The 25424-nt window shown below is 40.8% G+C and carries 27 protein-coding genes and 1 riboswitch; of the genes, 11 read left to right on the top strand and 16 right to left on the bottom strand.

From position 1 onward, the window contains the following. Nucleotides 1–27: 27 nt before the first annotated feature. The 3 genes from BOD01S_RS11575 to BOD01S_RS11585 all read left to right on the top strand — a co-directional run bounded on the left by BOD01S_RS11575 (nucleotide 28) and on the right by BOD01S_RS11585 (nucleotide 2428). Complete coding sequence (locus BOD01S_RS11575; protein ID WP_036153747.1) at nucleotides 28–348, top strand: ArsR/SmtB family transcription factor; 321 nt, start codon at nucleotides 28–30, stop codon at nucleotides 346–348. 12 nt (nucleotides 349–360) lie between these two features. Continuing rightward, nucleotides 361–1317, top strand: a complete 957-nt coding sequence (locus BOD01S_RS11580; RefSeq protein WP_036153744.1) for a cation diffusion facilitator family transporter — start codon at nucleotides 361–363, stop codon at nucleotides 1315–1317. A 322-nt stretch (nucleotides 1318–1639) separates the two neighbouring features. Beyond that, complete coding sequence (locus tag BOD01S_RS11585) at nucleotides 1640–2428, top strand: SAM-dependent methyltransferase (protein WP_244887309.1); 789 nt, start codon at nucleotides 1640–1642, stop codon at nucleotides 2426–2428. Nucleotides 2429–2602: 174 nt separating this feature from the next. Here the strand turns inward: BOD01S_RS11585 and hslO are convergent, their stop codons facing one another. Then, the gene (gene hslO / locus BOD01S_RS11590) at nucleotides 2603–3511 is read right to left on the bottom strand and encodes an Hsp33 family molecular chaperone HslO (RefSeq protein WP_036153739.1); all 909 of its coding nucleotides are present in this window, start codon (nucleotides 3509–3511) and stop codon (nucleotides 2603–2605) included. A 40-nt stretch (nucleotides 3512–3551) separates the two neighbouring features. Continuing rightward, nucleotides 3552–3983 (bottom strand): MarR family winged helix-turn-helix transcriptional regulator, encoded by a 432-nt coding sequence (locus BOD01S_RS11595; RefSeq protein ID WP_036153736.1) that lies wholly within the window; start codon nucleotides 3981–3983, stop codon nucleotides 3552–3554. Between the two features lie 510 nt (nucleotides 3984–4493). Between BOD01S_RS11595 and lepB the strand changes: the two genes are divergently transcribed. After that, entirely contained in the window at nucleotides 4494–5054 is a 561-nt protein-coding gene (gene lepB, locus BOD01S_RS11600) for a signal peptidase I (protein ID WP_036153734.1), read from the top strand. Nucleotides 5055–5228: 174 nt separating this feature from the next. On the opposite strand, the gene BOD01S_RS11605 is transcribed toward lepB, so the two are convergent. From BOD01S_RS11605 to BOD01S_RS11620, 5 genes are all read right to left on the bottom strand, one after another. Continuing rightward, nucleotides 5229–6476: a tetratricopeptide repeat protein gene (locus BOD01S_RS11605; protein ID WP_036153732.1), complete on the bottom strand. Its 1248-nt coding sequence runs from the start codon at nucleotides 6474–6476 to the stop codon at nucleotides 5229–5231. A gap of 363 nt (nucleotides 6477–6839) precedes the next feature. Then, nucleotides 6840–6980, bottom strand: a complete 141-nt coding sequence (locus tag BOD01S_RS23295; protein ID WP_156117023.1) for a hypothetical protein — start codon at nucleotides 6978–6980, stop codon at nucleotides 6840–6842. Nucleotides 6981–7089: 109 nt separating this feature from the next. After that, complete coding sequence (locus BOD01S_RS11610) at nucleotides 7090–8043, bottom strand: polysaccharide biosynthesis protein (protein WP_036153730.1); 954 nt, start codon at nucleotides 8041–8043, stop codon at nucleotides 7090–7092. 35 nt (nucleotides 8044–8078) lie between these two features. Then, entirely contained in the window at nucleotides 8079–8708 is a 630-nt protein-coding gene (locus tag BOD01S_RS11615) for a DUF1796 family putative cysteine peptidase (protein WP_036153728.1), read from the bottom strand. A 285-nt stretch (nucleotides 8709–8993) separates the two neighbouring features. Continuing rightward, the gene (locus tag BOD01S_RS11620) at nucleotides 8994–9356 is read right to left on the bottom strand and encodes a DUF4183 domain-containing protein (protein WP_052124797.1); all 363 of its coding nucleotides are present in this window, start codon (nucleotides 9354–9356) and stop codon (nucleotides 8994–8996) included. 168 nt (nucleotides 9357–9524) lie between these two features. Between BOD01S_RS11620 and BOD01S_RS11625 the strand changes: the two genes are divergently transcribed. The 5 genes from BOD01S_RS11625 (at nucleotide 9525) to BOD01S_RS11645 (ending at nucleotide 14132) form a co-directional block, all read left to right on the top strand. Continuing rightward, nucleotides 9525–9875, top strand: coding sequence for a DUF4183 domain-containing protein (locus tag BOD01S_RS11625; RefSeq protein WP_081977923.1), 351 nt, complete (start codon nucleotides 9525–9527; stop codon nucleotides 9873–9875). A gap of 336 nt (nucleotides 9876–10211) precedes the next feature. After that, complete coding sequence (locus tag BOD01S_RS11630) at nucleotides 10212–11450, top strand: glycosyltransferase family 4 protein (RefSeq protein WP_036153726.1); 1239 nt, start codon at nucleotides 10212–10214, stop codon at nucleotides 11448–11450. Further along, nucleotides 11443–12282 (top strand): hypothetical protein, encoded by an 840-nt coding sequence (locus BOD01S_RS11635; RefSeq protein ID WP_169804316.1) that lies wholly within the window; start codon nucleotides 11443–11445, stop codon nucleotides 12280–12282. Before BOD01S_RS11630 ends, BOD01S_RS11635 begins: the two co-directional genes overlap by 8 nt. 34 nt (nucleotides 12283–12316) lie before the next feature. Beyond that, on the top strand, nucleotides 12317–13225 hold the full coding sequence (locus BOD01S_RS11640) for an NAD-dependent epimerase/dehydratase family protein (RefSeq protein ID WP_036153721.1): 909 nt from the start codon (nucleotides 12317–12319) through the stop codon (nucleotides 13223–13225). Then, the gene (locus BOD01S_RS11645) at nucleotides 13203–14132 is read left to right on the top strand and encodes an NAD-dependent epimerase/dehydratase family protein (RefSeq protein ID WP_036153718.1); all 930 of its coding nucleotides are present in this window, start codon (nucleotides 13203–13205) and stop codon (nucleotides 14130–14132) included. Before BOD01S_RS11640 ends, BOD01S_RS11645 begins: the two co-directional genes overlap by 23 nt. Nucleotides 14133–15029: 897 nt before the next feature. Here BOD01S_RS11645 and BOD01S_RS11650 read toward each other — a convergent pair. The 4 genes from BOD01S_RS11650 to BOD01S_RS11665 form a co-directional block, all read right to left on the bottom strand. Next, a complete protein-coding gene (locus tag BOD01S_RS11650; protein ID WP_036153715.1) occupies nucleotides 15030–15773 on the bottom strand; it encodes an HAD-IIB family hydrolase in 744 nt (247 codons plus the stop codon). 285 nt (nucleotides 15774–16058) lie between these two features. Beyond that, entirely contained in the window at nucleotides 16059–17396 is a 1338-nt protein-coding gene (locus tag BOD01S_RS11655) for a TrkH family potassium uptake protein (RefSeq protein WP_036153711.1), read from the bottom strand. Nucleotides 17397–17542: 146 nt separating this feature from the next. Further along, nucleotides 17543–17681: riboswitch (cyclic di-AMP (ydaO/yuaA leader) on the bottom strand. Between the two features lie 118 nt (nucleotides 17682–17799). After that, nucleotides 17800–18909, bottom strand: a complete 1110-nt coding sequence (locus tag BOD01S_RS11660) for a DUF4179 domain-containing protein (protein ID WP_036153708.1) — start codon at nucleotides 18907–18909, stop codon at nucleotides 17800–17802. Continuing rightward, nucleotides 18893–19459, bottom strand: a complete 567-nt coding sequence (locus BOD01S_RS11665; RefSeq protein WP_036153705.1) for a sigma-70 family RNA polymerase sigma factor — start codon at nucleotides 19457–19459, stop codon at nucleotides 18893–18895. Before BOD01S_RS11665 ends, BOD01S_RS11660 begins: the two co-directional genes overlap by 17 nt. Before the next feature lie 469 nt (nucleotides 19460–19928). Here BOD01S_RS11665 and BOD01S_RS11670 point away from each other — a divergent pair, with 469 nt between their 5' ends. Beyond that, complete coding sequence (locus BOD01S_RS11670; RefSeq protein WP_036153702.1) at nucleotides 19929–20909, top strand: HD domain-containing protein; 981 nt, start codon at nucleotides 19929–19931, stop codon at nucleotides 20907–20909. A gap of 49 nt (nucleotides 20910–20958) precedes the next feature. Here BOD01S_RS11670 and BOD01S_RS11675 read toward each other — a convergent pair whose 3' ends face one another. After that, nucleotides 20959–21267, bottom strand: a complete 309-nt coding sequence (locus tag BOD01S_RS11675; protein WP_036153700.1) for a hypothetical protein — start codon at nucleotides 21265–21267, stop codon at nucleotides 20959–20961. Between the two features lie 132 nt (nucleotides 21268–21399). Here BOD01S_RS11675 and tsaA point away from each other — a divergent pair, with 132 nt between their 5' ends. Then, nucleotides 21400–21861: a tRNA (N6-threonylcarbamoyladenosine(37)-N6)-methyltransferase TrmO gene (tsaA, locus tag BOD01S_RS11680; protein WP_036153698.1), complete on the top strand. Its 462-nt coding sequence runs from the start codon at nucleotides 21400–21402 to the stop codon at nucleotides 21859–21861. Between the two features lie 104 nt (nucleotides 21862–21965). Here the strand turns inward: tsaA and BOD01S_RS11685 are convergent, their stop codons facing one another. The 4 genes from BOD01S_RS11685 to BOD01S_RS11690 form a co-directional block, all read right to left on the bottom strand. Then, nucleotides 21966–23186 carry a hypothetical protein gene (locus BOD01S_RS11685; protein WP_036153694.1) on the bottom strand — a complete coding sequence of 407 codons (1221 nt, stop codon included), beginning with the start codon at nucleotides 23184–23186 and terminating at the stop codon, nucleotides 21966–21968. Between the two features lie 192 nt (nucleotides 23187–23378). Further along, complete coding sequence (locus BOD01S_RS22950; protein WP_156117022.1) at nucleotides 23379–23522, bottom strand: hypothetical protein; 144 nt, start codon at nucleotides 23520–23522, stop codon at nucleotides 23379–23381. Beyond that, nucleotides 23491–23598, bottom strand: coding sequence for a hypothetical protein (locus BOD01S_RS23980; RefSeq protein WP_407655998.1), 108 nt, complete (start codon nucleotides 23596–23598; stop codon nucleotides 23491–23493). Before BOD01S_RS23980 ends, BOD01S_RS22950 begins: the two co-directional genes overlap by 32 nt. Nucleotides 23599–23956: 358 nt before the next feature. After that, complete coding sequence (locus BOD01S_RS11690; protein ID WP_036153691.1) at nucleotides 23957–25363, bottom strand: GGDEF domain-containing protein; 1407 nt, start codon at nucleotides 25361–25363, stop codon at nucleotides 23957–23959. Between the last annotated feature and the right edge of the window lie 61 nt (nucleotides 25364–25424).

Raw genomic sequence — 25424 nt, forward strand, 5'->3', positions numbered from 1 at the left:
ATTCATATTAACAATGGGAGGCATTTTATGAACGAGCAACAATGTAATTGCCAGACACATGGATTGGATGAAGAAACATTATTTATTACTGCCCAAACTTTTAAAGCATTGAGTGATCCTACGCGCATCCGTATTCTATATTTTCTTTGCGAGCATGAGCATTCCGTGAACGATATTGCTGAAGCACTCGATTTAACACAGTCAGCGGTATCCCATCAGCTCCGTTTCCTGAAAAATCTGCGGCTCGTCAAGTTTCGACGCGAGGGAACAACCCTTTATTATACGTCTGATGATGCCCATGTAATGGGTTTACTCAACCAGGCAATCGAGCATGCCAAACATACGTAAGGAGTGTAAACAATGAGTCACCAACATCAACATGGGCACGGCCATGACCACTCCCATGTGCATACTTCTAATAAAAAAGTATTATTTGTTTCTTTCCTGATTATCGCATCCTTTATGGTTGTGGAAGTTATCGGGGGCTTACTGACAAACAGTCTCGCGCTGCTTTCTGATGCTGGACATATGCTGAGTGATGCTTTCTCACTTGCGATTGCCCTTACCGCCTTCAAGCTGGCCGAAAAGGCAACGTCACAGGCAAAAACATTCGGGTATAAACGTTTTGAGATTCTAGCTGCTCTATTGAACGGGGCAACACTGATCGTGATTGCTCTATTTATCTTCTATGAGGCAATCAACCGCTTCCAGAGCCCGCCCGAAGTTGCATCATTTGGGATGCTGACAATTAGCTTCATCGGGCTTGTAGTGAATATTATCGTTGCTGTTTATATGTTTAAAAGCGGTGATACAGAAGGAAATCTGAATATGCGCGGCGCCTTTTCTCATGTAATCAGTGATATGCTAGGCTCAATCGGCGCTATCATCGCTGCTCTGTTGATCATTTTCTTCGGCTGGCAATGGGCAGACCCTTTGGCAAGTGTCATTGTTGCGTTGCTCGTTCTCCGCAGCGGCATTGGTATTACCCGCTCAGCTGTCCATGTATTGATGGAAGGAACGCCTGCTTCGGTTGATCTGCAGGCAGTAAGAGCAGAAATCGAAGACTTCCCTGAAGTCATCAACTTACATGAAATTCATGTTTGGTCCATCACAAGCGATTATGTAGCGCTGAATGCTCATATCGTCGTAGCAGATACAATGACGGTTGCGGAAAGCTCGTCATTACTGGAGAAAATCAAGCACAGTCTGCTCCATCTAGGTATTCACCACATGACAATCCAAGTAGAAACAGAAACGACATGCGATAGTCACGATCTCCTCTGTAAAATGAAACACGAAGATCATCATCATGAATGATTTAGCAAAAAGACAGGTCCGATACAATAAGGGCTTGTCTTTTTCTGCTTTTTCCGCAAAAATCCGATTGCTTCCTCGTGCTTTACTATGGTTAAATAAAAGTAATTATTTGTAAGGAGTCGATGAATTGATGGTAGATTTTATATACAGCGAAAGAGGCACACATTCATATTGATTAAAAAACTATAAGAACACGTCGTTTGAATGGTGCCCCCTTTCCTCATCGAATAAATAGCAAGAACAATCTATCCTTGTTTTATATCAAATAAAACAAGGATGTAGAAAAGAAAGTGGGAAAGAAATGGACCATCTACTACGATGTATGAAAATAGTCGGTGATGATACGATTCAGCGTACACAGTTACGGCATCGCCTTGAGTTAGTGAAAGCATTTGATGTGAAAGAAGGTATGCGGGTTCTTGAAATCGGCTGCGGGCAGGGAGATACAACCGTTGCTCTTGCTGATCAGGTAGGTGATAGTGGGCATGTGACGGCGATCGATATTGCAAGACCCGACTACGGCGCTCCGATCACGTTAGGTGAAGCAGCCGATACGATCAAGGCTTCCCCGCTTGGTGAACGCATTACTTTTTCTTTTGAGACGGATTTACTGGATTTAGCCGTGGACGAGCCGTTTGATATAGTTGTCCTATCCCACTGCTCCTGGTATTTTCGTGACCCTGAACAGCTAAAACGCTATTTTGCTTATTGTACGAAAGTGGCAAAGCGTATTTGTATCGCAGAATGGGACGTACATTTTACAAAACGGGCCCAGCTCGCTCACTTTCATGCGGTATCAATTCTGGCACTATATAGTCAATTTGTTGAGAATGACGGGAATATTCAGCACGTATTCAGCAAGGAGCAAATTATTCAGATGCTTGAAACATGTGGCTGGCTACTAACAGAAAACAAAATTATAGATGCCGCATATTTGCAGGACGGCGGCTGGGAAGTCGATTATGCCCTTTCTGTTGAGCGTGATTTTATCGGTACTCCTCCAAAGATACAATCGCTTATTCACACTTACTATGATCTGCTCAAATCGTGTCCAGCACCTGTTCGAAGCCTGGATAGCATTGTTATAGCAGGAGATTTAGCACCCCATTAAAATTCCACCTGTTTCTTAAACGGAAAATTTTCTCCATGATGATGAAATAAAATATCATGTAGGGAAAATAAATGGCCGCTTACAGCTTTAGCGAGCAGGCTCTTTGTGGAATGAAACAAACAGCCCGTACAGAACCGGAGATCGGCTCTATGCGGGCTGCTTTTATTTTTTCAATTAGTTGTCTAAGCGCTCTTGGCGTTGGGCATGAATTTCATCAATCAGGCCTTGCAGCTCCTCTTTCGAGAAATTATATGTTTCAAGGCAGAAATGACATTGTGTTTCAATTTCTCCTACTTCATCGATCATTTCCTGAATTTCCTGTTCACCAAGACCAAGGATTGCGGCTCCGTAGCGTTCTTTTGAACATTGGCATTGGAATTTCACCGGCATTGTGCTTAAAATTTGGACATTTCCTTCTTCACCAATTACTGCTTCTAAAATTTCTTCCGGTGTCATGCCCTTTTCAATCATTTTGGAAACAGGCTCGATTGTCGCCAAATGCTTCTCGAGTGCATCAATTGTTTGCTCTTCACAGCCAGGCATGATTTGCACGATAAATCCGCCTGCAGCTAAAATTGTATTATCCGGATTCACAAGTACACCTAGTCCAACAGATGAAGGTACTTGCTCACTTGTTGCGAAATAGTACGTAAAATCTTCTGCAATTTCCCCTGATACGATCGGTGTCTGGCTGGAGAACATATCACGCAGGCCAAGATCTTTAACGATTGTCATAAACCCTTCATTACCTACTCCAGCACGCACATCTAGTTTACCCTGTTCATTCAAATCAAAATGGACTTGTCCATTCTGTACAAAGCCGCGGACATCGCCTTTAGCATCTGCATCGATGATCATAGGACCAATTGGACCGTTACCTTCGATTTTAATTGTTAATTTATCATCGCCTTTTAGCATGGCGCCCATCATCACACCAGCTGTCATAGAACGGCCGAGTGCTGCCGATACAACCGGCCATGTACTATGACGGCGCTGTGCTTCTCCTACTGTCTCGGTTGTCCGGGCTGCAAATGCACGGATTTGTCCACCATAGCCAATTGCTCTAACTAAATAATCATTCATTTGTTTTGTCTCCTTCGTGTTGTAAAGTATTTATAGAAGTTCAGTATGATTCGTCAATGTTTTGCTGAATACGCTCAAGCATGTTTGCCAGCTCCTGCAGCTCTCTCACATTAAAATTCCGAAACATCTGATCAATAAAACTCACTTTATCTGATTGGCATCCACCGATCCGCTGACGTCCTTCCTCTGTAAGGCGAACAAATATTTCCCGATTGTCACAGGGATTTTTCCGTCTCGTCACCATTCCTTCTGCTTCAAGCTGCTTGAGATGGCGTGTGATCGCTGCATTGTCAATATTGACGGACTTTTGCAAAGCAGACTGGTTGATTTCCTCGGTTTGCATGAGACCATATAATACTTCAAACCTCGATAAACTCATCTGCGCCGCCTTTTCAAACTTTGGGCCGATCTGGTTGCCGAGCGACTTAAACATCAATAATATCCGCTCCTGCTCCGATATCGAAACGTTCATTTGCGAGCCTCCCTTCGTTCATTTGTCAGTGGATAAACTAAGTTTGCCACATCTTTTGCTGTTTCATTAATTCTTAATCATTGAGGTCTCAATAATTGACCCCTCAATAATATAATCAAAATCTACCCATTATACAAGAAAAACGATTCCGCATTATTGAAGCATCTATGTATTATTTTCTCCATGCCGAAAAAGATAAGAGAAAGGCTTTTAGTACTATAATGTATACAATAACCGATTGCAAATGCTTTGTAATACTGGTCAAGCAGGATCGTTAATTTTCTAGACTTATGTCAAAACATAACAGGAAGCTGTCTATTGCTTCTTTTGTTTTCCACTATTATTTATAGAAATAAACATTCAACTAGCTATATAGACGTTTTTTGCTTTCATGAGAAAATTTTACATAAAAATTGCAGCTATGTAATGTTATCTAGGTCATTTCCCCTGTATAATAGTAAATAAGAAACAAAAAAGTATGACTACGTTTTTATATAAAGGAAGGAGATTATGATGAAAGAAAAAAACGAGCTGTTTGAATGGGTGAAAGTACTTTCTTTTGCAGTTTTATTAGCTTTCGGCATACGTTTTTTCCTAATGACCCCTATCGTTGTAAATGGCGCATCTATGATGCCTACGCTGGACGATGGCGATAAGCTGATCATTAATAAACTAGGACCGAAGCTATCTGACTATGACCGCTTTGATATTATCGTTTTCAAATCACCGGATGGCCCGAATTATGTTAAGCGTATCATTGGCTTGCCTGGGGACAGGATCGAGTATATTGAAGATGAACTTTTCATCAATGGCAAAAAGTTTGAAGAGCCGTATTTGGATGAATATAAAACAGCGCTAATTGATTCCGGCACGCTGACAGAAGATTTCCGCATGGAAGACTACTTAGGTAAGACGACCGTGCCCAAGGATTCTTATTTTGTATTAGGCGACAACCGTCGTGTAAGCAATGACAGCCGCTTTCCGGATGTCGGGTTCATTCCAGAGGATGTCATATTGGGCAAAGCTGAACTAATCTACTGGCCATTTAATAACTTTGGAACGGTAAATTAATTGAGAGATGGAATATGTCTCTCTTTATAAGCAGAATTTTTTTGTCTATTACTACTCTATTTTAACTTTTTAGTTATTTAATTGTGCTGATGCATTTTTCTTCTTAGACCTTCTTTGGTCCATGCAGCTAATAGCAGACATGTAAAACCCGGAGCAGCTTTGCTCCGGGTCCATTTACTTACAATATATTACATTTGTTGATGCTGTCATTTCTTGATAATACAGCAGCGCCTGCATCTGGTGCGAGCATTCTTTCGGTGTGATTGTATCAGGTTGGAAGCGGCAGCCCGCATAATATTTCTGCTCCACAAACGGCGTTAACAGCCCCGCCAATTCTTCTTCTGTCAGTTCTGTATATAAATAAAAGCCAAATGTATTGATAAAAGTAGTCCATATATAATGATGATGCTTTCCAATTGTAGCAAGAACAGATTGGATATCATTTGTTTTCAACACAAAAAATGTTCCGCATGTTCTGTTGATCTTGCGGAAAAAGCTTTCATTCGGCTCATAATTCGGTAACGATCCATGAAAATTCGGCATGCTTGCCATTTTCAGCTGCACGTTCATTTCCTGCTTCTCCTTCATTTCCTTATATGATTGCTTATACATATTGTAAGCAGGACTATTTAATGCTTTTGCTGCGAGTATCATCAGCTCATAGATCTCATGATAAATATAAAGAAATTTCCCAAGCTCGGGGCATTCCGACAGCATTTTCAAGGTTTCCTCACATGTGGTAATTGCCTTTTCATACTTCCCTTCCTCATATTCTGCTGAGGCAAGCTGCAGCTGCAACTTTAAACGGATAAAGGGCGGTATATTGAGCGCCAGTAATTCTCTCATCTGTGCTTTTGCTTCATCATATCGTTTTTGGCAAATAAGCGTGCGGCAATAGATGAGATACACATCGATGCAGGCTAAAGGATCGGCCTCCTGCATTTCTTTTATATTAGCAAGGTTATTTTTTAATAGCTTCAGTATTTTAGGGTATGATACTTGTTGCTCATGCATAATGAGCGCCATTCCTGTAATGGCTAGACTCAACATGCGGGGAAAACGATGCTGAAATGCAAGACTGGCTGTTTTCTGATAATAGTGGAGAGCATAGTCCAGATTTTTCGTCATATATGTATGGTAATGTCCTGCGAAAAGAGCCAATTTCACACAATCTTCCGGTTTGCCATTACGCTTAATTTCTTCCTTGTAGAGAGTATACGCCGCATAGAATTTCTCCTGATCATGTAAATTCAGATAGATTTCGAGCATCATAAGACGCACTGTATAATAAGATGAATCATCTGACTGAAGTTTTTCTAAAATGTACTCACATAAATCACGGGCTTCCACATAGCGCGTTTGACCCATCACATATTGTAAACAGTCAATCATTTGAGAATTCGTCAGCATCTTTACTTCCATATTCCACATCCTCCCATATTACCTTTTATCATCATACCATATTTATACAATTTGAAATACGTTTTACTTATATAATCAAACGTTTTTATTACTAAAGAACTGCCGTCTGCTATACAAACTATACCAAAAGAAACCTTCATTTGCACAATTATTATCAATCCTTTCTCACATTATAAAATTAAAAGGCAGAAAAAGGAAACGTTTTCAACTGAAAAAGGTTTTTACATCTCCCTGCCTCAGATATTTACTCCTATAATGTTTCCTTTTCTTTTTGACGTAAAACTTCTTCCCAACTAAAAAAACGCTGCACTGCCGACTGAGAACGTAAGCTGTATGTGCCCCTTCTCCTTCAGGTCCGTTCTATCATTCAGCAAAAAGGTGCCCCCTTTTTTTTACAACTGACATTTGGTGCAGCCATGACCAATATTTTTTCAGCAGAATAGCGCCTGCTACTGCGCATAGCAATAGCGGGAATATCATCTTCACCAATTCTTCCTCGTCCATTCCTTAAAATGAACCGATTATCCTCTTATAAAGTACAGCCCATCCGCAGCACTATTGCCTCTAGATGGACTGTATGTTTCTATGGGTATTTGTGTCTGGCGAGCTCTCCTTAAATGAACCCGGCTTCTTTTAGCATGTGTTCGATTTCATCTTTCTCCAGAAGTGGTGTTTCACTTTCAAAAAGGAGTGGATAAGAGGAAGTAACCTCACCGTGAGGGAAAGTAACCAAAAGATCTTCATCGAAGATAAATGTCGAGGCTTTTTCACTCTCGGCAACGAGCACCTCTTCCAGCTTTTCACCTGGTCTTGCACCGATTTCAACAATATTGACATCTTTGCGCTTTGAATGTTTAATCAATATTTCTGCCAGGTCAATAATCCGGAAAGCATCCATATTCATAATAAATATTTCGCCGCCATGCGATACTTCTCCAACCTTCAGCAGTTGGACAATCGCTTCCTGTGGAGAAATAAAATAGCGGACCATCCGCTTATCTGTTAGATGGACCTCCCCTAATTCCTTAATTTGCTTTTTAAATAGGGGCAATACACTTCCGCTGCTGCCTAGTACATTTCCTCCTCTTACACATGTAAACTGTGTGCCTGATTTTTTCCGGTTGGCATGTATGATTAATTTTTCCCCTAATGCCTTTGTCATGCCATACGTATTGGCCGGGTCTGCCGCTTTATCCGTCGAGACATAAATGACTTTCTTGACATTGTTTTCAATCGCTGCATCGATAACATTTTGTGTTCCGATGATATTCGTTTTAATAGACTCAACTGGATTTTCTTCACAAACAGGCACATGCTTCAATGCAGCCAGATGGAAGATAAAATCAACACCCGCGGATGCCGTAATCATGGCTTCCTTATCACGGATATCCCCGATAAAAAATCGAAGACGTGAATCTTCCATTTTTCTTCTCAGTTCTACCTGGCTGTTCTCATTTCTGGAGTAAATAATAATTTCTTTGGGGTCTAATGTAAGGAGTTGACGGATTAACTCAATCCCCCAGGAACCGGTCCCCCCTGTCACTAAAATTGATGAATCCTTGTACATTCCTTTTCCTCCTAATATTTGCTACAGCTATATTTTTAATTTTCTAAATAGATGCCTTGTAAAATCTCTGACCAAAGCGCATTATTTCCTTCCCATTTATCAACGCTATTTGGGAAAGCGACTGCATAGACGTTAGGAAGTGGCCAGTTCTTTTCTACAATTCCATCTACAGCTTCATGATTAATGACTAAAATATTGAAATCGTTTTTTACCATACCGCGCAGAGTTGCCTGTAATTCCATCACATCCCCAAAGTCACCCTCAGTTCGAACAAATAAAATCCGCCTTGCTGTATTCATCGCATAAAGGAAGCGATTAATGCGCCGATTATATTTATCCATTACCTCATAATAGGAACCAAGATATGTCATTGTATTCTTTGATAATTCAAAGTCGTGGTTGGAAACAAAATCATAATAATCATCTGCTACGCAGAGCATTGTATCACTTGCCGGGCCGATTGCTCTTAAATGACTTACCTCCATAAATTGGGCAAATCTGTTTCTCAACATCATATTTACTTTTGATAGTATCGGGGTAGCAGCCCAGTCAAAAACACCCGAATAGGGTCTCAGGCCGTGTTTTTTCAATTGTATTGATGTTAAACATAAATCACCAAGACTGAATATTGCATCATAACCTCCCAGTAATTCTTCTCTTTTCATTCCTTCACCCCCCCTCTTTTAGAAGCGATGTCTATCAGCTCAAAAAATAAACATCGCCGATACTCTCATTTAATGCTGTTTTTACATAGAGATGTAGGGCAGGTATACAATTTTTTTTCTTCCGCTAACTTTATCATTCACTTGCTTGTAAGATGGAGAATTCTTCCCAACTGCTTGCCCCACTTGCAAGCATAACAACCTTTCCAACAGGAACTTGCCTTTCTTCCAATAAAAAAATGCCCCTGAGGCATTAATGAATGTACCTAATTAGGGGCTATTATATATTTAGATTTGTGGATAGAAATTAACAATCTCCACAATGATTGGTGTGCCTACAGGGATTTCTGTATCTTCCGGAATAGACATTAATAAGGAGCCGATTCCTTGCTCTCCTGCTGTATAAGCAAAGTTGTCGTCCATTTGCAGGACGCCATTCACATACACGTGGAAATAATTATTGTTCAAATTAAGTTCCGGCAAATTCTCTACGACTTCCCCAGAATCATTTAGAAATTCATTTACGTTAATTTTATACGTTGAAATACCACTAAGCGTTTCTCCAACTTCATGAAATAACCGAGTAACCAATGGTGATAAGGCGATAGCCTGATTTGTATTAGGCGCAATAGTAATAATTTTTAACGGCAAAAAAGATCCCTCCTAAATTTTATCTTTACCATGATATGTCTTCACAAGAGAGAGAACCGTGACATTTGAAAAATGAAAGAAACAACAGTGCTTTATACCTACACTTTATAATGGATCTTTACATACTAATAGAAAGAACCTTTTATTTGCAAATTAAGGAGGAGTCTTATGTCATTTTGGCCTGAATCAAATAGTGGATTAGCTCGTCCCCTGCTGTTACCATTTCCTAAGCTTCCCTCCGAATCCCTTTATATAAAAGGCCCTAGAAAAGTCTCCATTCTGGAGTTTTATACTGTTTCCGATGGAAGAAAAAAAGTGTATACAATTGATGACTGCCTGGAGCATACCGGGGACCGCATCATACGAAGCACATCAGACGTTTCTTTTATGAACCTTTTTATCAATGGGGTACTCCAGCCAAAAGTAAATTATAGGATAGAAGAAGGGAAAATTATTTTAAATACGTTAGATGCACCATTGCAGGGATCACCAATTATCCTCCAAATGATTACGATTTGACCCATTAAATACCCTTTCTCAGATAAAAAGGCCTTTCAAACCTCTTTTAGGTAGTGCTGCTGGATAGTACAAAAATAGCAAGCTGTGATGAACCCCTTCGCTCCTCAGTACTACCAGCCATCTTTATATCTCGCATATTCAAAACTTCTCTTTCAGCTGTATCCTGCTGGATTGCTAATAAGCCCTACCTAATCTTCCCCTGAGAACTCTTCATATAAAAGAACAAATACTTTATCCCCCGTCCCCTATCACTTTATTTATCTAGTCATACGTCCAAAGGAACATATCCATTCTGCATATGCTTGTTATATGCGAATCTAATAAGGGAGAATTGATATGAAAATTTTACTTTGTACCTATTGGACAATCCCCCATATGGGTGGTGTCTGGGCATACATGCAGCAGTTGAAGAAGGGCTTAGAGGAATACGGCCACGAAGTAGATTTAATGGGCAATGGCGAAGAGAATAACATTGTTCATATTGTCGGATCGGATAAAAAGGTAGAGAAACATAATATCCTTCCTTTCCTTCAGGCAAAACTGCCCCCTGCGATGTATCCTGACCTTTATTCAAATAAACTTCTTGAGTATACGGAGTTTCAACGTTACTTTTTTGAATTGGCAGCTGCTTATATAGGACTGGATCAGTATGACCTTATCCATACACAAGATGTTATTTCCACTGCCGGCATACGACGAGTCAACAAGACAAATGTTCCAATGGTTGCAACCATTCATGGCTCGGTAGCCCGGGAAATCAGCCAACAGCTCGGAAATATTCATAAAGACTCCAACTCTTATATTGTAAAAGAATATTATGATGAGATGGAAAAACTCGGCGCAATCTCTTCTGATCTTAGTATTGTAGCCAACCACTGGCTGAAGGATATTTTAATAGAGGAATTTGGTATACCTGAAAGTCATTTACGAGTCCTTCATTATGGATTTGATACAGAGGGATTTGTAAAGCAAAAGCTAGAAAATGTAATGATTGAACGCCCCGCCAATAAAAAAGTGATCATTTATACAGGGCGTCTTGTTGAATTGAAGGGAGTTCAATATTTACTTCAAGCCTTGGCCAAACTAAAAGCAATACGGCAGGATTGGGTATGCTGGATTGTTGGGGACGGTGATATGAAGACGGAACTCCAAATGTTAAGTAGATCGCTTAAAATCGAAGATGACGTCTTCTTCTTAGGCCGCCAGGAAGGCATTCCTTCGCTTCTAGCAAAATCCCATATTTATGTTTTGCCTTCCTTGATTGATAACCAGCCTCTCTCATTGATTGAGGCGCAGCTGGCCGGGAAACCTTGTATTGTCTCAAACGTCGGAGGGCTGTCTGAAATGGTAAAGCATAATGTAACAGGCCTTCTTACCGAGCCCAAGGATGTCAATGGCCTCTCTGAAAGCTTAAATCTTCTATTATCGAATCCTATCGTTTCAGAAATCCTCGGAAGGAATGCGAAAAAGTGGGGGATGACACATTGGTCATATGAAAATGGTGTCAGGAAGTTATTGAAGATTTACGATGAAGTGACTTCTATGAGAAAGACAGGTGATGAACATGTTGAGTAAAATTTATCTTGCTATTAAAGCCTGGATTATCCTTCAGCTAACGAATTTGAAAAACTGGTGGTTATCATTATTTAATAAAACATCAAACCAAGATAATTCGAGACCAGCTGATGCTAACAATGTGGATTCAGTAAAAGAGGCATACTTCAATGAAATAGAGAATGAGCACCGTGAATTACAAAGTATAGAGGATTATTTATTAGAAGATGTACAGGAGCCAGTTGGCAACATCCCGCTAGATCCTCCGTTAGCCGAAGGTATGTCTAGTACAGCGCCTCCGCTGGAAGGAAGTATGGTTAGCGTGCCTCCTCCACCGAGTGCAGGTGTGATTAGCGTGCCTCCTCCACCTGGTGCAGGTGCAATTAGCGTACCTCCTCCACCCGGCGGAGGTGCAATTAGCGTACCTCCTCCACCTGGTGCAAGTACAATTAGTGTGCCTCCTCTACCTGGGAACGGGGTTGTTCCTCCAGCTATACCGCTTAATATCGGGCAGCACGCCGCTTCATCTGTCTCAAATATATCGGGTGGGGCAGCGTCAGTAACTCCTTTTACAACTACTGAAGCAGCGGTACCTTCATCCCTGAATGAAGCGGATGGAAATAGTACAGTTTCCCTTGAAAGTGAGGTGGCCAATATGTCTCTTCCTTCCGAACCCGTTATCCCATTATATGACGGCAAATATGATCATTTATTTTCTACAATCGAAACTGAATCCTCTGTCCCATCTACTGTTGTTAACGAAGAGATATGGGATACCCTGAAAGAGAAGCTTCCAGAAGGTTATTCTATACCTGCGCCTACTTCTATGATGCTTTATAAACGTAAATACTAGAATGATTGATATTTTGTAAAAAGGAGCCAATTTCATGAAAACAGTCGTAACAGGCGGAGCCGGCTTTATCGGCTCTCACCTGGTGGATGCTCTCTTAGCAAAAGGAGCTGACGTCATCGTTATTGATGACGTCAGCTCAGGACTTTTATCCAATCTTAATACTGCTGCTACCTTATATCAGTTAGACATTTGTGACCCGGAAGTTAAAAAGCTTATTAAAGATATAAAGCCGGATGTCCTCTTTCATTTAGCTGCTCAGGCAGATGTAGGGCGCTCCGTTAAAAATCCAGCAGAGGATGCACGCATTAATATTGACGGGACGATTCATTTATTGGAGAGCTGTGTAGAAGGCGGCGTTAAAAACTTTGTCTTTTCCTCAACTTCTGCTGTGTACGGAAATATAGAGAGGGAAATCATAACAGAAAAAGAAGCAACCTCTCCTTCCAGCTTCTATGGTTTTTCCAAGCTGGCGGCAGAATGCTATATTAAGTTATTCCACAAGTTATTTGGTTTGCCATATACCATTTTACGTTATGCAAATGTTTATGGTCCCCGACAATTACCCAAAGGAGATGGCGGTGTTGTAGCTGTCTTTTTAGAACGCTTAAAAGCAGCAGAGACTATCCTCATTCAAGGTAGCGGTGAGCAAACCCGGGATTTCATTTATGTTCAGGATGTAGTAAAGGCAAATCTTTTAGCAGCCAAAGCTCCGACAAACGAGGTCATGCATATCAGTACCGGCAACAGTATTTCTATCAATTCTTTGCTTGAACATCTCATAATGGTACACGGAGCTCCCGCTGAAACACATTTTACGGAACCAAGACCGGGAGATATTATGCATAGCTGTCTATCAAACGAGCTGGCAAAATATTTACTAGACTGGCAGCCCGAAGTTCCATTAGCGAAAGGGTTAGAACATGCATATCGATCCAGTAACTGAGACGCCGAAAATTCTTATAACGGGAGCAAACGGATTTACCGGTCAGCATGCATGTATCTACTTTGCAGAGGCAGGATACAAAGTCTATGCGCTTGTTAGAGGCAACAGTTCACTATCCCACGAAAATATTCAGCTTGTGCGCGGAGATTTAACAGATCGGGAAGCTTTACGGAAAATAGCAGCAGGTCTGCAACCTGATTTCGTCCTGCACCTTGCCGGCCAAAATGCTGTCGATACTTCCTGGATAAAGCCGGTAGAAACGTTGGAAGCAAATCTTCTGGGTACTGCTTATCTTCTTGATGCATTGCGCACAGAGTCAAGCCAAAGCAAAATACTCGTTGTAGGTTCTATTCTTTCGTCAGATCCGGCAGATATAGACTCGTTCATTCACCCGTATGGCTTGAGCAAAACGATGCAAACTTTATTTGCACAAGTTTATAGTTCCTTATTTACGCTTCATGTCGTTATTGCGAATCCTTCAAATCTCATTGGCCCGGGTCATTCTGCTGGCGTCTGTACAATCTTGGCAAAAAGAATCGCCCAGATGGAGGTTGGGTTAGAGGAGCCAAAGCTATCTGTTTATAACTTGCTTGCCATACGGGATTTTTTAGATGTCCGCGATGCTATTACAGCCTATGATATGCTTCTTAAAAAAGGAAAGGTTCAAACGACATACAGCGTTACATCGGGGCATCCTGTCACACTTAAAGAGGTAACCGATATTTTTCAAAATATTTCAGGCGTTTCATTCGAGGTGACAAGCGAAATAGAGGAAAAGGAGAGTTTCTGTTCTATCTCACCGGTAGATCTACAGCAATTAGGCTGGTCACGAGCCTTTTCGTTGCAGCAATCGCTCTTAGATATTCTAGATTTCCAGCGAAAAAATAGAGACGATAAAAGAATTTGAGCTTTTTAATTTATTCGCCCCGTCACTCTTTCTTTTTCTTCATATAGTAGATATTAGAAAGAGCTTATAACTCTTTCTAGTTTACAAGGGGAAGTTGAAAGGGAATGAAAATCTATTTTCTATAATAGATTTGCCCTGGTAAAAATCAAATGGGACCCACCCACCCCATCGCAGGATTTCTAACTTTTTATTGATTGGTAAACTACAGGCTGTTCGCACTGCATGCCCCTCCGACGTATGCTGGCCTGAACAGCGGCGGTGTATCCGATCTGCTCTTTTCTCTACAGCAGCCGCAGCAAAACAACACAACTCTTGGTTAGTTACTATTCCTCTCCCACTCAGTACAATCCAAAATAGCGGGATTTTCCTGAGTAAAAAATATGTAAAGGGTACGGTTATACGGTTTATCCCTTGGTTGCTTTTCTGGATGGATGATGAAACAGCAGCCACGGTAGAAAGTCAATAAGATAATCAAGCAAATTTAGCACCTCCTTCATTCCTTCTTGGTAAAACAAATGATGCGAAAACCAGCTCTATCTCTTATCTTTCAAAAAGAGTCTGACACTATTCTCAAAATATAAAACCATTTGTCTAATACCGAACAGGCTATGTATCACTCCCGTGTCTCTTTTAGTAGAATCCATTACCCGTCAATTATTTAATTGGCTATGATGATTACACAATGTACGCGGCAAAATAGCAGGCTCCATCTGCCGAGTAAACATCTCCCTCAATAAAGCAATGCAGGCAATCGGAAGATAAGAAAAATGAAACTGGATGCTTGTCACTGTATCGAAAGCGCCTGTCCGTAGAAAAATAGAGCCCTTTCTCCCCCCTTCTAAACAGCAAAAAAGAGAGACTGCCATGTCTGGCAGTCTCTCTTTATCTCACTTTTCCCTACATAACAATTTTCTCACGGAAACGAACAGCCAGTTTTTTGACCGTATGACTTACTTCTTCCGGTGTCGTCATCTCATCTGCAAACTGTGATATCGGATGATCACCTACACAAACACTGTACGCTGCATATGTAAATAATTCATGATCATTTTGGTCATTTCCAAATGCAATATAATCCTCGATACCGAGCCGCTTCAATCCCGCTGCCTTATTGATCGCTGCAGGGCTAATATCAATTAACCGCTCCGCATGATGGTGGAAAATCGTTACCGGTAATGCAGTGATTGCCTGGCGAATGAATTCATCATCTGTAAACAAAACAGCTTTCGAAATATTCTCCAGCTCATGAAGCGGCTTATTCTTTGCAAGCTTTAATGGATCAAGCCCCTCATAAATCGGCTGCTCCTCGCCGCCAGTGTAGCTATATTCCCAATCGCTGTCAAATAAATACTTAACCTCATGCTGCATTGTCAACGCCTTTAATTTTTCTGCTGTCTCCGCATCAAATGAGACACACGATGATTGATCACCATGCCGTGTAAATGCTCCATTCCCTCCGACCATTCGAAAACCATGATATTTTTCCGGTAAAACAGGAAGCAGATCCCGAATCGGCCGTGCCGAAGCGAATACAACTTCGTGCCCCGCTTCTATACATTCATCCAGTGCCGCACAGATATCCGTTGTTAGCGGTTTTCCGTTAAAGCAAATTGTCCCATCTAAATCAAATACGAAAATCATAACTGCTCCTTTCAAACTGCCTGCTTTTCCTGCTGTCTACCTATATGACAGGCATATCTATTTCCATTATCAACAAATTCCCTCCGTATTGTCCAGCCTTCCCTTATAACTTCACTGTCTTTCTATCAAAACACTGAACAAAAGCATAGTTGTTCTTCCTCTTTGGCTACGGGCTGTTGCATCTCCAAAGAGAGGAATACCAGTTCCTTTTTTTGACGGACCTGCAAATTTTGCGCAAAAAATTGACAGCCAGCAGCAGCCGTCAATCTTTTCCCTCTTTTTCCCCTAGCCAATCATCACATTTCCTTTTACATATTGATACCGTTCCCGTCCTGTCTTTTTTACAATGGAAAAGACAATGGTAATAATGCCGACGCGCCCGATAAACATGGTGATAATAATAAGCACCTTACCAATTACTGATAGTTCAGGCGTCAGTCCCATTGACAATCCAACAGTCCCGAAGGCGGAGGTCGCCTCAAATAAATAAACAATGAAATCATAATTTTTCTCTGTCAGGCTCAATAGAAATGTTACAGCTATAACGATGAAGCCACCGCTTAGAGAGAGAGTCATAACTTTTAAAATAGTTTCCGTTACAATTCTCCGCTTAAACAAAACAACATCCTCTTTTCCTTGCAGCTGCCGGAATATGGCGGCTACAAGAACGGTGAAGGTCGTTACTTTAATCCCGCCGGCTGTCGAACCGGACCCTCCTCCGATGAACATGAGGAAGATTGTTAAAAGCAAGGTCCCATGGGTCAAATCCGCCATTGGCAGTGTATTGGCTCCTGCTGTACGCGGCGTCACACTATGAAAAACTGCTCCTAGGATTTTTTCCGGCAACGTCAGCGTCCCCATTGTTTTCATATTAGTATACTCGAACAGGAAGACGAGAACTGCCCCTCCGACGAGCAAAACAGCTGTCGTACTTAGCACTACCTTTGTATGGAGGGAGAGCCTTCTTGCTTGGTGATATTCATATAGCTCATTAATGACAATAAAGCCAAGACCTCCTGTCACAATCATCGTACAGATAACGAGGACAACAATCGGATCCCCTACATATTCAGTCAGGCTGCGAAATCCTCCCATCAGATCAAATCCTGCATTATTAAAATTGGAGATCGCATGGAAAAAACCATAATAAATCGCTTTTGAAACAGGCATTTCATACGCAAATCTAGCAGCTAACACCGCCCCTCCAAGAAATTCCATAACGAAGGTGAAAATGAAAATCCGCTTTGCAATTTTCACCATTCCCGCTGTCGAACTTGCATTGAACGCCTCTTTCAGTAATAAACGTTCTTTTAATGAAATTTTTTTCCGCAGCATAATAAACAAAAACGTCGTAAACGTCATGAAACCAAGCCCGCCGATCTGAATCATCGCTAAGATACTTAGTTCACCAAACATCGTAAACGTATCAGCAGTATCTACCACAACAAGCCCTGTTACACATGTTGCGGATGTCGCAGTAAAGAATGCATCTAAAAAAGGAAGCCCTTTTCCGTCCTCTGTTGCAATCGGCAGCGACAATACTCCCGTACCTATCAATATAATGACCGCAAAGCCCAACACTAAAATAGCTGATGGATTGAGCCGGTTTAATAAATAACCCATTCTGATCTCCCCTGTATAATATAAAATCAACCAACTAGCAATCTCTTTCTTGCAAGGCTGGAAAGTTAATAAAAAAAGACCGACTTCAACTAGCAGATTTTTTGCATAGCAAAAAAACCCCTCGTTAAGGCGGTCTTATATAATAGGACCTCCTTCGCTTTAGCCGACGAAGTTAGCTGACGGGTAGGATGGCGAAAGAGTCTATCATCCCTTCTGCTAGGCAGAATTAACCCCAAAAGATTGGTTCCTCCGTTCTCATGACATGAGATTGAGCCATATAATTTTGAATTAATGAATGTATTCTACTCCTCGGCCAGCAGTTTGTAAATACGCTTTTGACCTGTACAGAAAAACTTTTTCAAAGCTTTCAATTAAAAAAACAGCAGCCTGTTGGCTGCTGCAATCATTTAGATAACGGAACCTCTATCGGTCCGATCATATACGGCTCCCCGACTACTTCAAGTGGGGTAATACTGCCACTTTCAGCTGCACGAGGAGTGCCTAATTTTAAAACAGATACATATGGCGTAATAATTAGAGACGACGCATCCTTATGAATAGCGTTCATCATCAGGCGTGTTTGGCCCAGGTTATTTAGCTCTTTTTCAACAGCAACACCGTGGTCAGTAATGGTCGTGTATTCATTCCCTAAATTGTCTGCTACCTTATATTCCACTTCGATACCATGCCAGTTTTCGATTGGCGGCTGGAATTGGTCGTGCAGTACCTTTTCAGTCAAATACAATGTGGTAGTGACTGGCGTTTCCACCATCTTGCTCATATTAATTTCGAACCCTTCTTCCTGCAGCAGCAGACCGTCATCCGAAAGCTTTGTCGTCTTGCTCTTCAACGTCTTCAGGTGGAACTGGAAGTCCCAGTCTCCTTCGTACGCGGTTGAAACATGATCAAAATCCATCACGGTATTTCCGTTCCAGCTAATATGCAATTCTTCGGGTTTGCTTCCCTTCACGAGCTGGTAAACGAACAGCCCTGCATACTCATGTTCATCTACTTTCTGGGCAAGATAGTTTGTGGAGTAGCCGCCGTACTTATATCTTTCCTTTACCTCTTCGATAATAAAAGGACCATCCAACGCAGGTCTTGCCCCCAGATCTTTTTCACTTGTCATTGTGTAGGCGATCGTAACATTCTCTCCGTCATACACCGCATCTGTCACGGTGATGCTGATCCCATTGCTTTCTTTCGTCACCCCAATATCTGTCGCAAATTCTTCATAACCTTTAAACATGTACTTATTTTCATCATTGAACCGCTCGAATACGTTGGAGAGGAAAGGAATCTTCTCAGCATAGGCGGGAAAAGCAATACCCGCCGTAATATTTGCGGCAAGAAGGAGGGCTGCTGCCATGCCTGCTATTTTCGGAATTTGTTTTCTTTTCCTCCTCTTTAATACTCGCTGTTTGATCCGTGCCATTTCAAATTCACTGACTTCCATCGGCTCAAGCTCCATGTCTATGTTTAGTTGATTGAATTGCTTATATACCTTCTTCATTGAACACCCCTCCTGCATACATCTGTTTCAAATTTTTCTTGCCCCGGTACAATCGGTTATCAACAGCAGCCTTTGTGATTCCAAGCGTTTTACCGATCTCTTCATTTTTCATGTTTAAAAAATATTTCATCAGGAAAATATCGCGGTCTATCTTTTCCAGTTTTTTCATGATGATCATCAAGTCATGTGCATCACTTTTTAAGAGAAACTCTTCCTCTGCTGACTGTACATGTAAGCGTATATCATCTACATCCGTTATGACCGGGCTTCGCGCGAGCTTTCGCTGCCTATCGACTGCCTTGAATTTCGCAATCGTACAAAGCCATTTTCGGAAATCCTCTTCATTCCCTTCAAACTGCTTGGCATTTTCATAGGCGCCGATGAAAACATCACTGATACATTCTTCTACCATGTATGGATCTTTGTATGAATGTAATGCATTATATACGACCGCTTTTACAATTCCTGCGTATTGCTCAATCACATATTCAAGCGCTGATTCCCTGCCCTTTTTGAAATACTTTATAAAATTGTCACTTGTAATGTTCATACAATATACTCCTAATTCGAATTTAAAGGCCTTTATATGTAATACATCGTTTGATGGAAAAAATATTCTCACCCTGTTTTTTTCATTTCGGATAAATTCAGCTGGATGCTTTATATTTCTTATTGAAAAGCGTAATTCTTATATATAATTCATCACCGTAAACCGGGGTTGATTTCCGTTCTGGCTGGACACTTTCTGCGAGGGCACGGCTTGGGCTGAATGGTTTCAGGGATAGACCTCCAAATCGTTGGATTTTCCGCGCGTTCTGATTCCCAGGGAGTCACCAGCCGTCACTCTAATCAACTCATTGTCATACTAGCTTATCATCCCTAACTCACAGTTTATTTACTTATATATTCCATTTTATCAAATGCGAGGTTAATCTTAAGGGAGGTTATGCTTAATTTCTGCGACTACCTGAACGGTCAAAAAACTATTTAGAAAGCTTCATTGAATAAGGAGGGCTCCTATGCAGATAATCGATGAAATATATGGTACTTATATGATAGACGGAGTGCTAAAAGAGCTCATTCTTAGCGAGCCGCTACAAAGACTGAAAGGTATCTACCAAGGAGGGGCAAGCTATTTTGTGAACGAGAGTTGGAATGTCACCAGATATGACCATTCGGTAGGTGTCATGCTGCTTATTCAAAGACTCGGGGGAAGTATCGAGGAGCAAATCGCCGGGCTACTGCATGATGTCTCCCATACTGCATTCTCGCATGTTATTGATTTTGCTCTCCATAATAAAGAAGAGAATTTTCATGAAGAAATTTACGAGCAAATCATAATGGCATCTGATATTCCTCATATTCTAACTGCTTACGGCTATAACTATAAGGAGCTGCTTGACGAGACGAGATGGACTCTTTTGGAGCAGCCTGCTCCGGAGCTATGTGCCGATAGAATTGACTATACACTGCGGGATATGTACCGGTACGGCAATATTTCGATGGAAGAGATTCATTCCTTTTTAGAGGCTCTTTTTGTATTGGGAGGCAAAGTATATATAGGAGATGTAAAAACTGCCGAATGGTTTGTCCGTACTTACTATATGGAGGTCATTGATTTCTTTTTGAATCCCCTGAATGTGTACGGCTATGATGTTTTAGCAAGAACATTAAAATTGGCGCTCGATCAACAGCTGATCACCATTGACACGCTTCTTGGAAGAGATGAAGAAGTGATGGCACTTTTACGTTCATTGGATGACCATGATATAAAAGGATTGCTTGATGGATTACATCCCTTAGTAGATGTGATAGAAGATCGGTATAACTATGATATCCATGTTATAGGCAAAATGAGATGTATCGATCCATCCATTCCTATAAACGGCCAACTCGTCCGTTCTTCTTCCGTGTCCCAAGAAATAGTAAAGATGAATCAAGCAGCTAAACAAAAGGCAGAGGAAGGAATGTTTGTAAAAGTACAATCTGCTTCAAAGTAATTCCTTATCTGCTTTACTAAAGAGCCCTGATTTAGAAAATCTGGACTCTTTAGCTCCCCTTATGTAAAGAGGGTTTTTCATCATTCACCTCTACAATCTTCCCTGTCCTGTATTGATACACTTCCTTCGTATCTTCTCTTTCTACTTGCCACTTTTCATAGCCTGAGAATAAACTATGCTTTCTTAATATTAGCTGTGGCATCTCCTTTATCTGTCCATCTTCCTGAATAAAAGCGCTCACTTCTCCAAGAACGAGCTGTTCCTTTTCCCGCATCTGCTTCGTGTAAACTGAGATAGCACCCATCACAATAGGGAAGAAAAGCGCAGCTAGTACACTCCTGCATACTAATTTCCCCACTTCCTAGCCCCCCTTGCTGCTTTTATTAAAAGCTTGACGCCCCTTTATAAGCGAGGTTCCAAATGGTAGAATAAATGTAAATAAAAACATAGCCATTGCCCGCTTGGAAACTGGAAAAAGGAGGCAGTAACCATGCATTATTCCATCAAACCCGTTGCATTTGTACGGAATACAAGAAGCGCAGTAGAAGATGATTATTGGGGAACGGTCTTATCTACCATTGAATTGGCAGAAGATTTACATGAGGAAGCACTAGCAGGGATTGGAGACTTCTCTCACTTAGATATTATTTTCTACTTTGATCAAGTAGCAGATGAGAAAATTCAATATGAGGCAAGACACCCACGAAATAACGATCAATACCCTAAAGTTGGGATATTTGCACAGCGAGGAAAAAACAGACCGAACAAGCTTGGTTTAACGACCGTAACACTACGAGAGGTCAAAAAAAGAAGTTTACTCGTAAGTGGATTGGATGCTGTCGATGGCACACCTATTATCGATATAAAACCTGTTATGGCGGAGTTTTTACCAAAGGGAAAGGTTACACAGCCCGAGTGGTCTATTAAATTAATGGAAAACTACTGGTCATAATAAAAAGTTTTACGCTGTCTTCTCACGGAATACTTATCCCGTCTTTCATAATAGAGGACCCTCCTATTAACTTGAGGGTCCTTTATTACTTCTACAGCTTTTGTTTATGTCCGCTCCTTATAATAAACTTGCGCTTGCAGAAGATAGTAATAATCACGGCCTGTTATATCGTCTTCACCGCTGTGGCAAAAGCTATATTGCTTTGCATCTACTACAGGTACTAACAAAGCCTCTACTTCTCGTTCTGTGAGCAGCTGCGGTATAAAAATACCGATACTGTTTGTCAGGCATGTCCAGCTGAGGGGATACTGATCTTTCACGACTGGCAGGATTGATGCCGCATCAGCGTGCTGGATGAGGATAAACGTGCCTGTTGCGGATTCTACCTCCGCGTAAAAATCCTTCGCCTTTAGGAAATGAGGCATATTTACATGGATTTCCGCAGAAACTTTTTTGTTTATTTGCTTTTTCACTTCCCCTAACCGGCGATAATGCTCATACTGCTGCTCATATGCCTTATAGACGGGCAGATTCATTGCCTTAGCGGCGAGCTTCATTGTCTTATAAATATTTTCGTACCCCGCTACATAGCCCTTCAACGCAGAATCCTGCTCTAAAATAATAAGTGCTTTTTTACTCGTTTCCAGCGATTGTATATATTCACCCGCGGTATATTGGCAATACTGTAATGCATGGAGCACGCGTACCCTCGTCATATTATTCAGATCTTTTTCTAAAAACAGGGCAATCTTTCGCTTCACATTGTCAAACTTTCGGAGCATCGTCATAATCCGGAAGTACATTAAATGCCCCTCTACATAACTATTACTATTTTGATCTTCTATTTTTTCGGCAACGATCATATTAAACTTCAAGAATTGGTAAATTGTCTGGATAGGTACATGCCGTTTTTCGAAAGCAGCAGTCATATTATTGATGGCCACGACCAGCTGTAAGTGATATTGGTATTGGAAAGCCAGGCTGATACTTTTCTGATAATACTGCAGACATTCCTCATAATCATGCCCGATATGCAGATAATAATGCCCTAACAGCAGGTTCATCTTTGTGCGGATGAACGGATTTGTGTGTTCCTTTAGTATATTCTCATAATGGTTAAATAAACGCTTAAAGCTCTCTCCATCATTTAAAACGATGTAGATATCTAAAAGTTGGAGACATAGCGCGATACCTAGCTCATCCAGATGAGGATGACGGTCCAGCAAATATTCACCAAACTCCCCGGCTTCTTTATAGCGCTCCATTTTGATTAAATACTCGATATTTTTTATCGCTTCTTCATCAATCCGTGGTTTTATAGCCATCTTTTATCACCTATGTCCACTTAATTTTAATATAAAACTATTTCCCTCAAAATAAAAACGACAAACTTTCTTTCCAGTTTAGTGTATCTTCGACAAATAGTTATGATGGTGAAAAGGGAGATAGGCCAACTTGCAGAAACCACTTAGTAGAAACAATAAAGATAATTATTTTGCCTTTTCGTTTCATCTCTACTATGAATATTGCTTTTGTTCGTTTTGCTTGATTGCTTCCAAGTGTTGCCTGATGATATGCTCATCAACCTGTGCATATTGTTTTAATGCATAGTAAATAAACTGCACCTGCTTATAGATGAGGAGGTACTTCCGACAATACATACTGCAAGGCCCTTATATGTGTTTTATTTTGTTTAATCGGATTGTAAAAGGGATACTTCTTGCCATTTGGAAACACCTGCGTCCCATTTTTGCAATCTCCGTTTCCGTAGATCCAAGCGCTGTAATTTTTATTCCTTTGTTAAACAGCACTTTTATGAGGGACTGCCCTGTTTCACTTTTATATATTTGGTGAGATGGCAGAACTTCACTTACTTTCTTTTTTAATAAACCAAACAGAATCCCCTTCGCCCGAAAGGAGATTAATACAAATTTAATACAATTATACAGTTACTTATACTTTTTATATTTATTCATTGCCCGATATCTATACCGCTTACTCTACTGCTCAAATAGCGATGCTCTTTTTGAATGATAGACATAATAATGGGTGAAAAATCAGATAAAAAATCGAAAGTAACGTACATTACTTTCGTTTAATGGATCGCTTCGCGGAACCGAACCTGATTTCTTCCATTTTGCTTTGCATAATAAAGGGCACGGTCGGCTGTCTCAAATAGCTGAAGCAAAGTAGCAGGTGTTTCATCTGTGTAGCCGACACCTATACTCACTTCAAAATTGATGACTTCCCCAGTGCCACGGACAATGAAATCTGCTGTCCCGATTAATTGGCGGAGGCGACTAACCTCCTCTTCGATCTCTTCTTTTGGATATGGCATAAAAATAATGAATTCATCCCCACCGTAGCGGATGAGCTTCATATCACTTTTCGGCATCCACTTCATCGCAATGGAGGCAATAAATTTAATTGCCTGGTCACCGACAAGATGACCGTACGTATCATTAATAATTTTAAATTTATCTACATCGAACACCGCCACAGAATAGTGAATCATCTCCCGGTTCTTCTCCAGCTGCTCTTCGAAATATGCCCTGCTTTTTGCACCGGAAAGACGGTCATGATGCAGCCGCTCTACTACACCGCTTGTAGAGAACTTCGAAATGATCTCCGAACGTCTCACCTTCTTTTCCATCGCAATATGCTCCTGCAATGCTTCTACTAATAAACTCTGGTAGGCAAAGGCTTGTTCAACTTCTCCGTGCTCTTTCATCGCGTGAACCCAGCGTTCAATATAATTGACAAAGTAGAACTTGTCTTTAATCATGCTGTAAGCTTTTTCAAAATAGTATTTAGCCTTCTCAATTTCTCCATGATGAAGAATAAAAAGACCCTTAATACTCCAATAAGGGAATTCGAGGGAAGGAACCGTCTTATATATACTATCTTTTTCCAGCTTTATTAAGTTTTTTTCGATATTCTCAAAGTCCTTGCGTGCATAGTAGATGTCGAAAGAGTTAATGTAAAACATCATTGGCCCTATTGGGTCATTTTTATCCACCAGTTCAAGGTATGGTGTTATCCGCTCGATTAATGCATACCCTTCCTCGATTTTTTTCTCTTCATTATAGGAATGAAGCAGGTTGTTTGCCGCCCTGAAAATATGACGGATATCATTAATTTCAATTGCTTCCTCCAGCAGTACACTCAGTTCCGCGATTGGCGACTGAATGCCCATTACATCTTGGAAGATCGCTTTGATCAGCCGGAATGCGAGGTGTTCAGTTTTTGCTGCATACTCTTCAACATAAGGTTCAGTTTCCAGGATATAATCGAACATTTCCTCATATCTTTGTGTATTTACTAAAATTCTAATTAAGTAGATGTTTACCTTTATATAGCTTTCAAAATCCTGATCTTGTAAAAAACTTTCCCGAAGCAGCTGCAACAGTTCTTCTGCTCCTTCATATTCACCACTTTGAAACTTTTTCAAAGCCAGAGCATAGTATTGCTTTTGCTCCTCATGTGTAAATATTTTCTCCATCTAATCACCTACTTCTCAGTTATAAATACTATATACTTATTACCTAAATATTAACATAAAT

The organism is Lysinibacillus odysseyi 34hs-1 = NBRC 100172 (assembly GCF_001591965.1).
Lineage (GTDB): Bacteria > Bacillota > Bacilli > Bacillales_A > Planococcaceae > Lysinibacillus_B > Lysinibacillus_B odysseyi.

What these genes read in the sequence shown, in the direction of transcription:
- BOD01S_RS11575 (WP_036153747.1), top strand. Translation starts at nt 28, where the DNA reads ATGAACGAGCAACAATGTAATTGCCAGACACATGGATTGGATGAAGAA.
- BOD01S_RS11580 (WP_036153744.1), top strand. Translation starts at nt 361, where the DNA reads ATGAGTCACCAACATCAACATGGGCACGGCCATGACCACTCCCATGTG.
- BOD01S_RS11585 (WP_244887309.1), top strand. Translation starts at nt 1,640, where the DNA reads ATGAAAATAGTCGGTGATGATACGATTCAGCGTACACAGTTACGGCAT.
- hslO (WP_036153739.1), bottom strand. Translation starts at nt 3,511, where the DNA reads ATGAATGATTATTTAGTTAGAGCAATTGGCTATGGTGGACAAATCCGT.
- BOD01S_RS11595 (WP_036153736.1), bottom strand. Translation starts at nt 3,983, where the DNA reads ATGAACGTTTCGATATCGGAGCAGGAGCGGATATTATTGATGTTTAAG.
- lepB (WP_036153734.1), top strand. Translation starts at nt 4,494, where the DNA reads ATGATGAAAGAAAAAAACGAGCTGTTTGAATGGGTGAAAGTACTTTCT.
- BOD01S_RS11605 (WP_036153732.1), bottom strand. Translation starts at nt 6,476, where the DNA reads ATGGAAGTAAAGATGCTGACGAATTCTCAAATGATTGACTGTTTACAA.
- BOD01S_RS23295 (WP_156117023.1), bottom strand. Translation starts at nt 6,980, where the DNA reads ATGGACGAGGAAGAATTGGTGAAGATGATATTCCCGCTATTGCTATGC.
- BOD01S_RS11610 (WP_036153730.1), bottom strand. Translation starts at nt 8,043, where the DNA reads ATGTACAAGGATTCATCAATTTTAGTGACAGGGGGGACCGGTTCCTGG.
- BOD01S_RS11615 (WP_036153728.1), bottom strand. Translation starts at nt 8,708, where the DNA reads ATGAAAAGAGAAGAATTACTGGGAGGTTATGATGCAATATTCAGTCTT.
- BOD01S_RS11625 (WP_081977923.1), top strand. Translation starts at nt 9,525, where the DNA reads ATGTCATTTTGGCCTGAATCAAATAGTGGATTAGCTCGTCCCCTGCTG.
- BOD01S_RS11630 (WP_036153726.1), top strand. Translation starts at nt 10,212, where the DNA reads ATGAAAATTTTACTTTGTACCTATTGGACAATCCCCCATATGGGTGGT.
- BOD01S_RS11640 (WP_036153721.1), top strand. Translation starts at nt 12,317, where the DNA reads ATGAAAACAGTCGTAACAGGCGGAGCCGGCTTTATCGGCTCTCACCTG.
- BOD01S_RS11645 (WP_036153718.1), top strand. Translation starts at nt 13,203, where the DNA reads ATGCATATCGATCCAGTAACTGAGACGCCGAAAATTCTTATAACGGGA.
- BOD01S_RS11650 (WP_036153715.1), bottom strand. Translation starts at nt 15,773, where the DNA reads ATGATTTTCGTATTTGATTTAGATGGGACAATTTGCTTTAACGGAAAA.
- BOD01S_RS11655 (WP_036153711.1), bottom strand. Translation starts at nt 17,396, where the DNA reads ATGGGTTATTTATTAAACCGGCTCAATCCATCAGCTATTTTAGTGTTG.
- BOD01S_RS11660 (WP_036153708.1), bottom strand. Translation starts at nt 18,909, where the DNA reads ATGAAGAAGGTATATAAGCAATTCAATCAACTAAACATAGACATGGAG.
- BOD01S_RS11665 (WP_036153705.1), bottom strand. Translation starts at nt 19,459, where the DNA reads ATGAACATTACAAGTGACAATTTTATAAAGTATTTCAAAAAGGGCAGG.
- BOD01S_RS11670 (WP_036153702.1), top strand. Translation starts at nt 19,929, where the DNA reads ATGCAGATAATCGATGAAATATATGGTACTTATATGATAGACGGAGTG.
- tsaA (WP_036153698.1), top strand. Translation starts at nt 21,400, where the DNA reads ATGCATTATTCCATCAAACCCGTTGCATTTGTACGGAATACAAGAAGC.
- BOD01S_RS11685 (WP_036153694.1), bottom strand. Translation starts at nt 23,186, where the DNA reads ATGGCTATAAAACCACGGATTGATGAAGAAGCGATAAAAAATATCGAG.
- BOD01S_RS22950 (WP_156117022.1), bottom strand. Translation starts at nt 23,522, where the DNA reads ATGTATTGTCGGAAGTACCTCCTCATCTATAAGCAGGTGCAGTTTATT.
- BOD01S_RS11690 (WP_036153691.1), bottom strand. Translation starts at nt 25,363, where the DNA reads ATGGAGAAAATATTTACACATGAGGAGCAAAAGCAATACTATGCTCTG.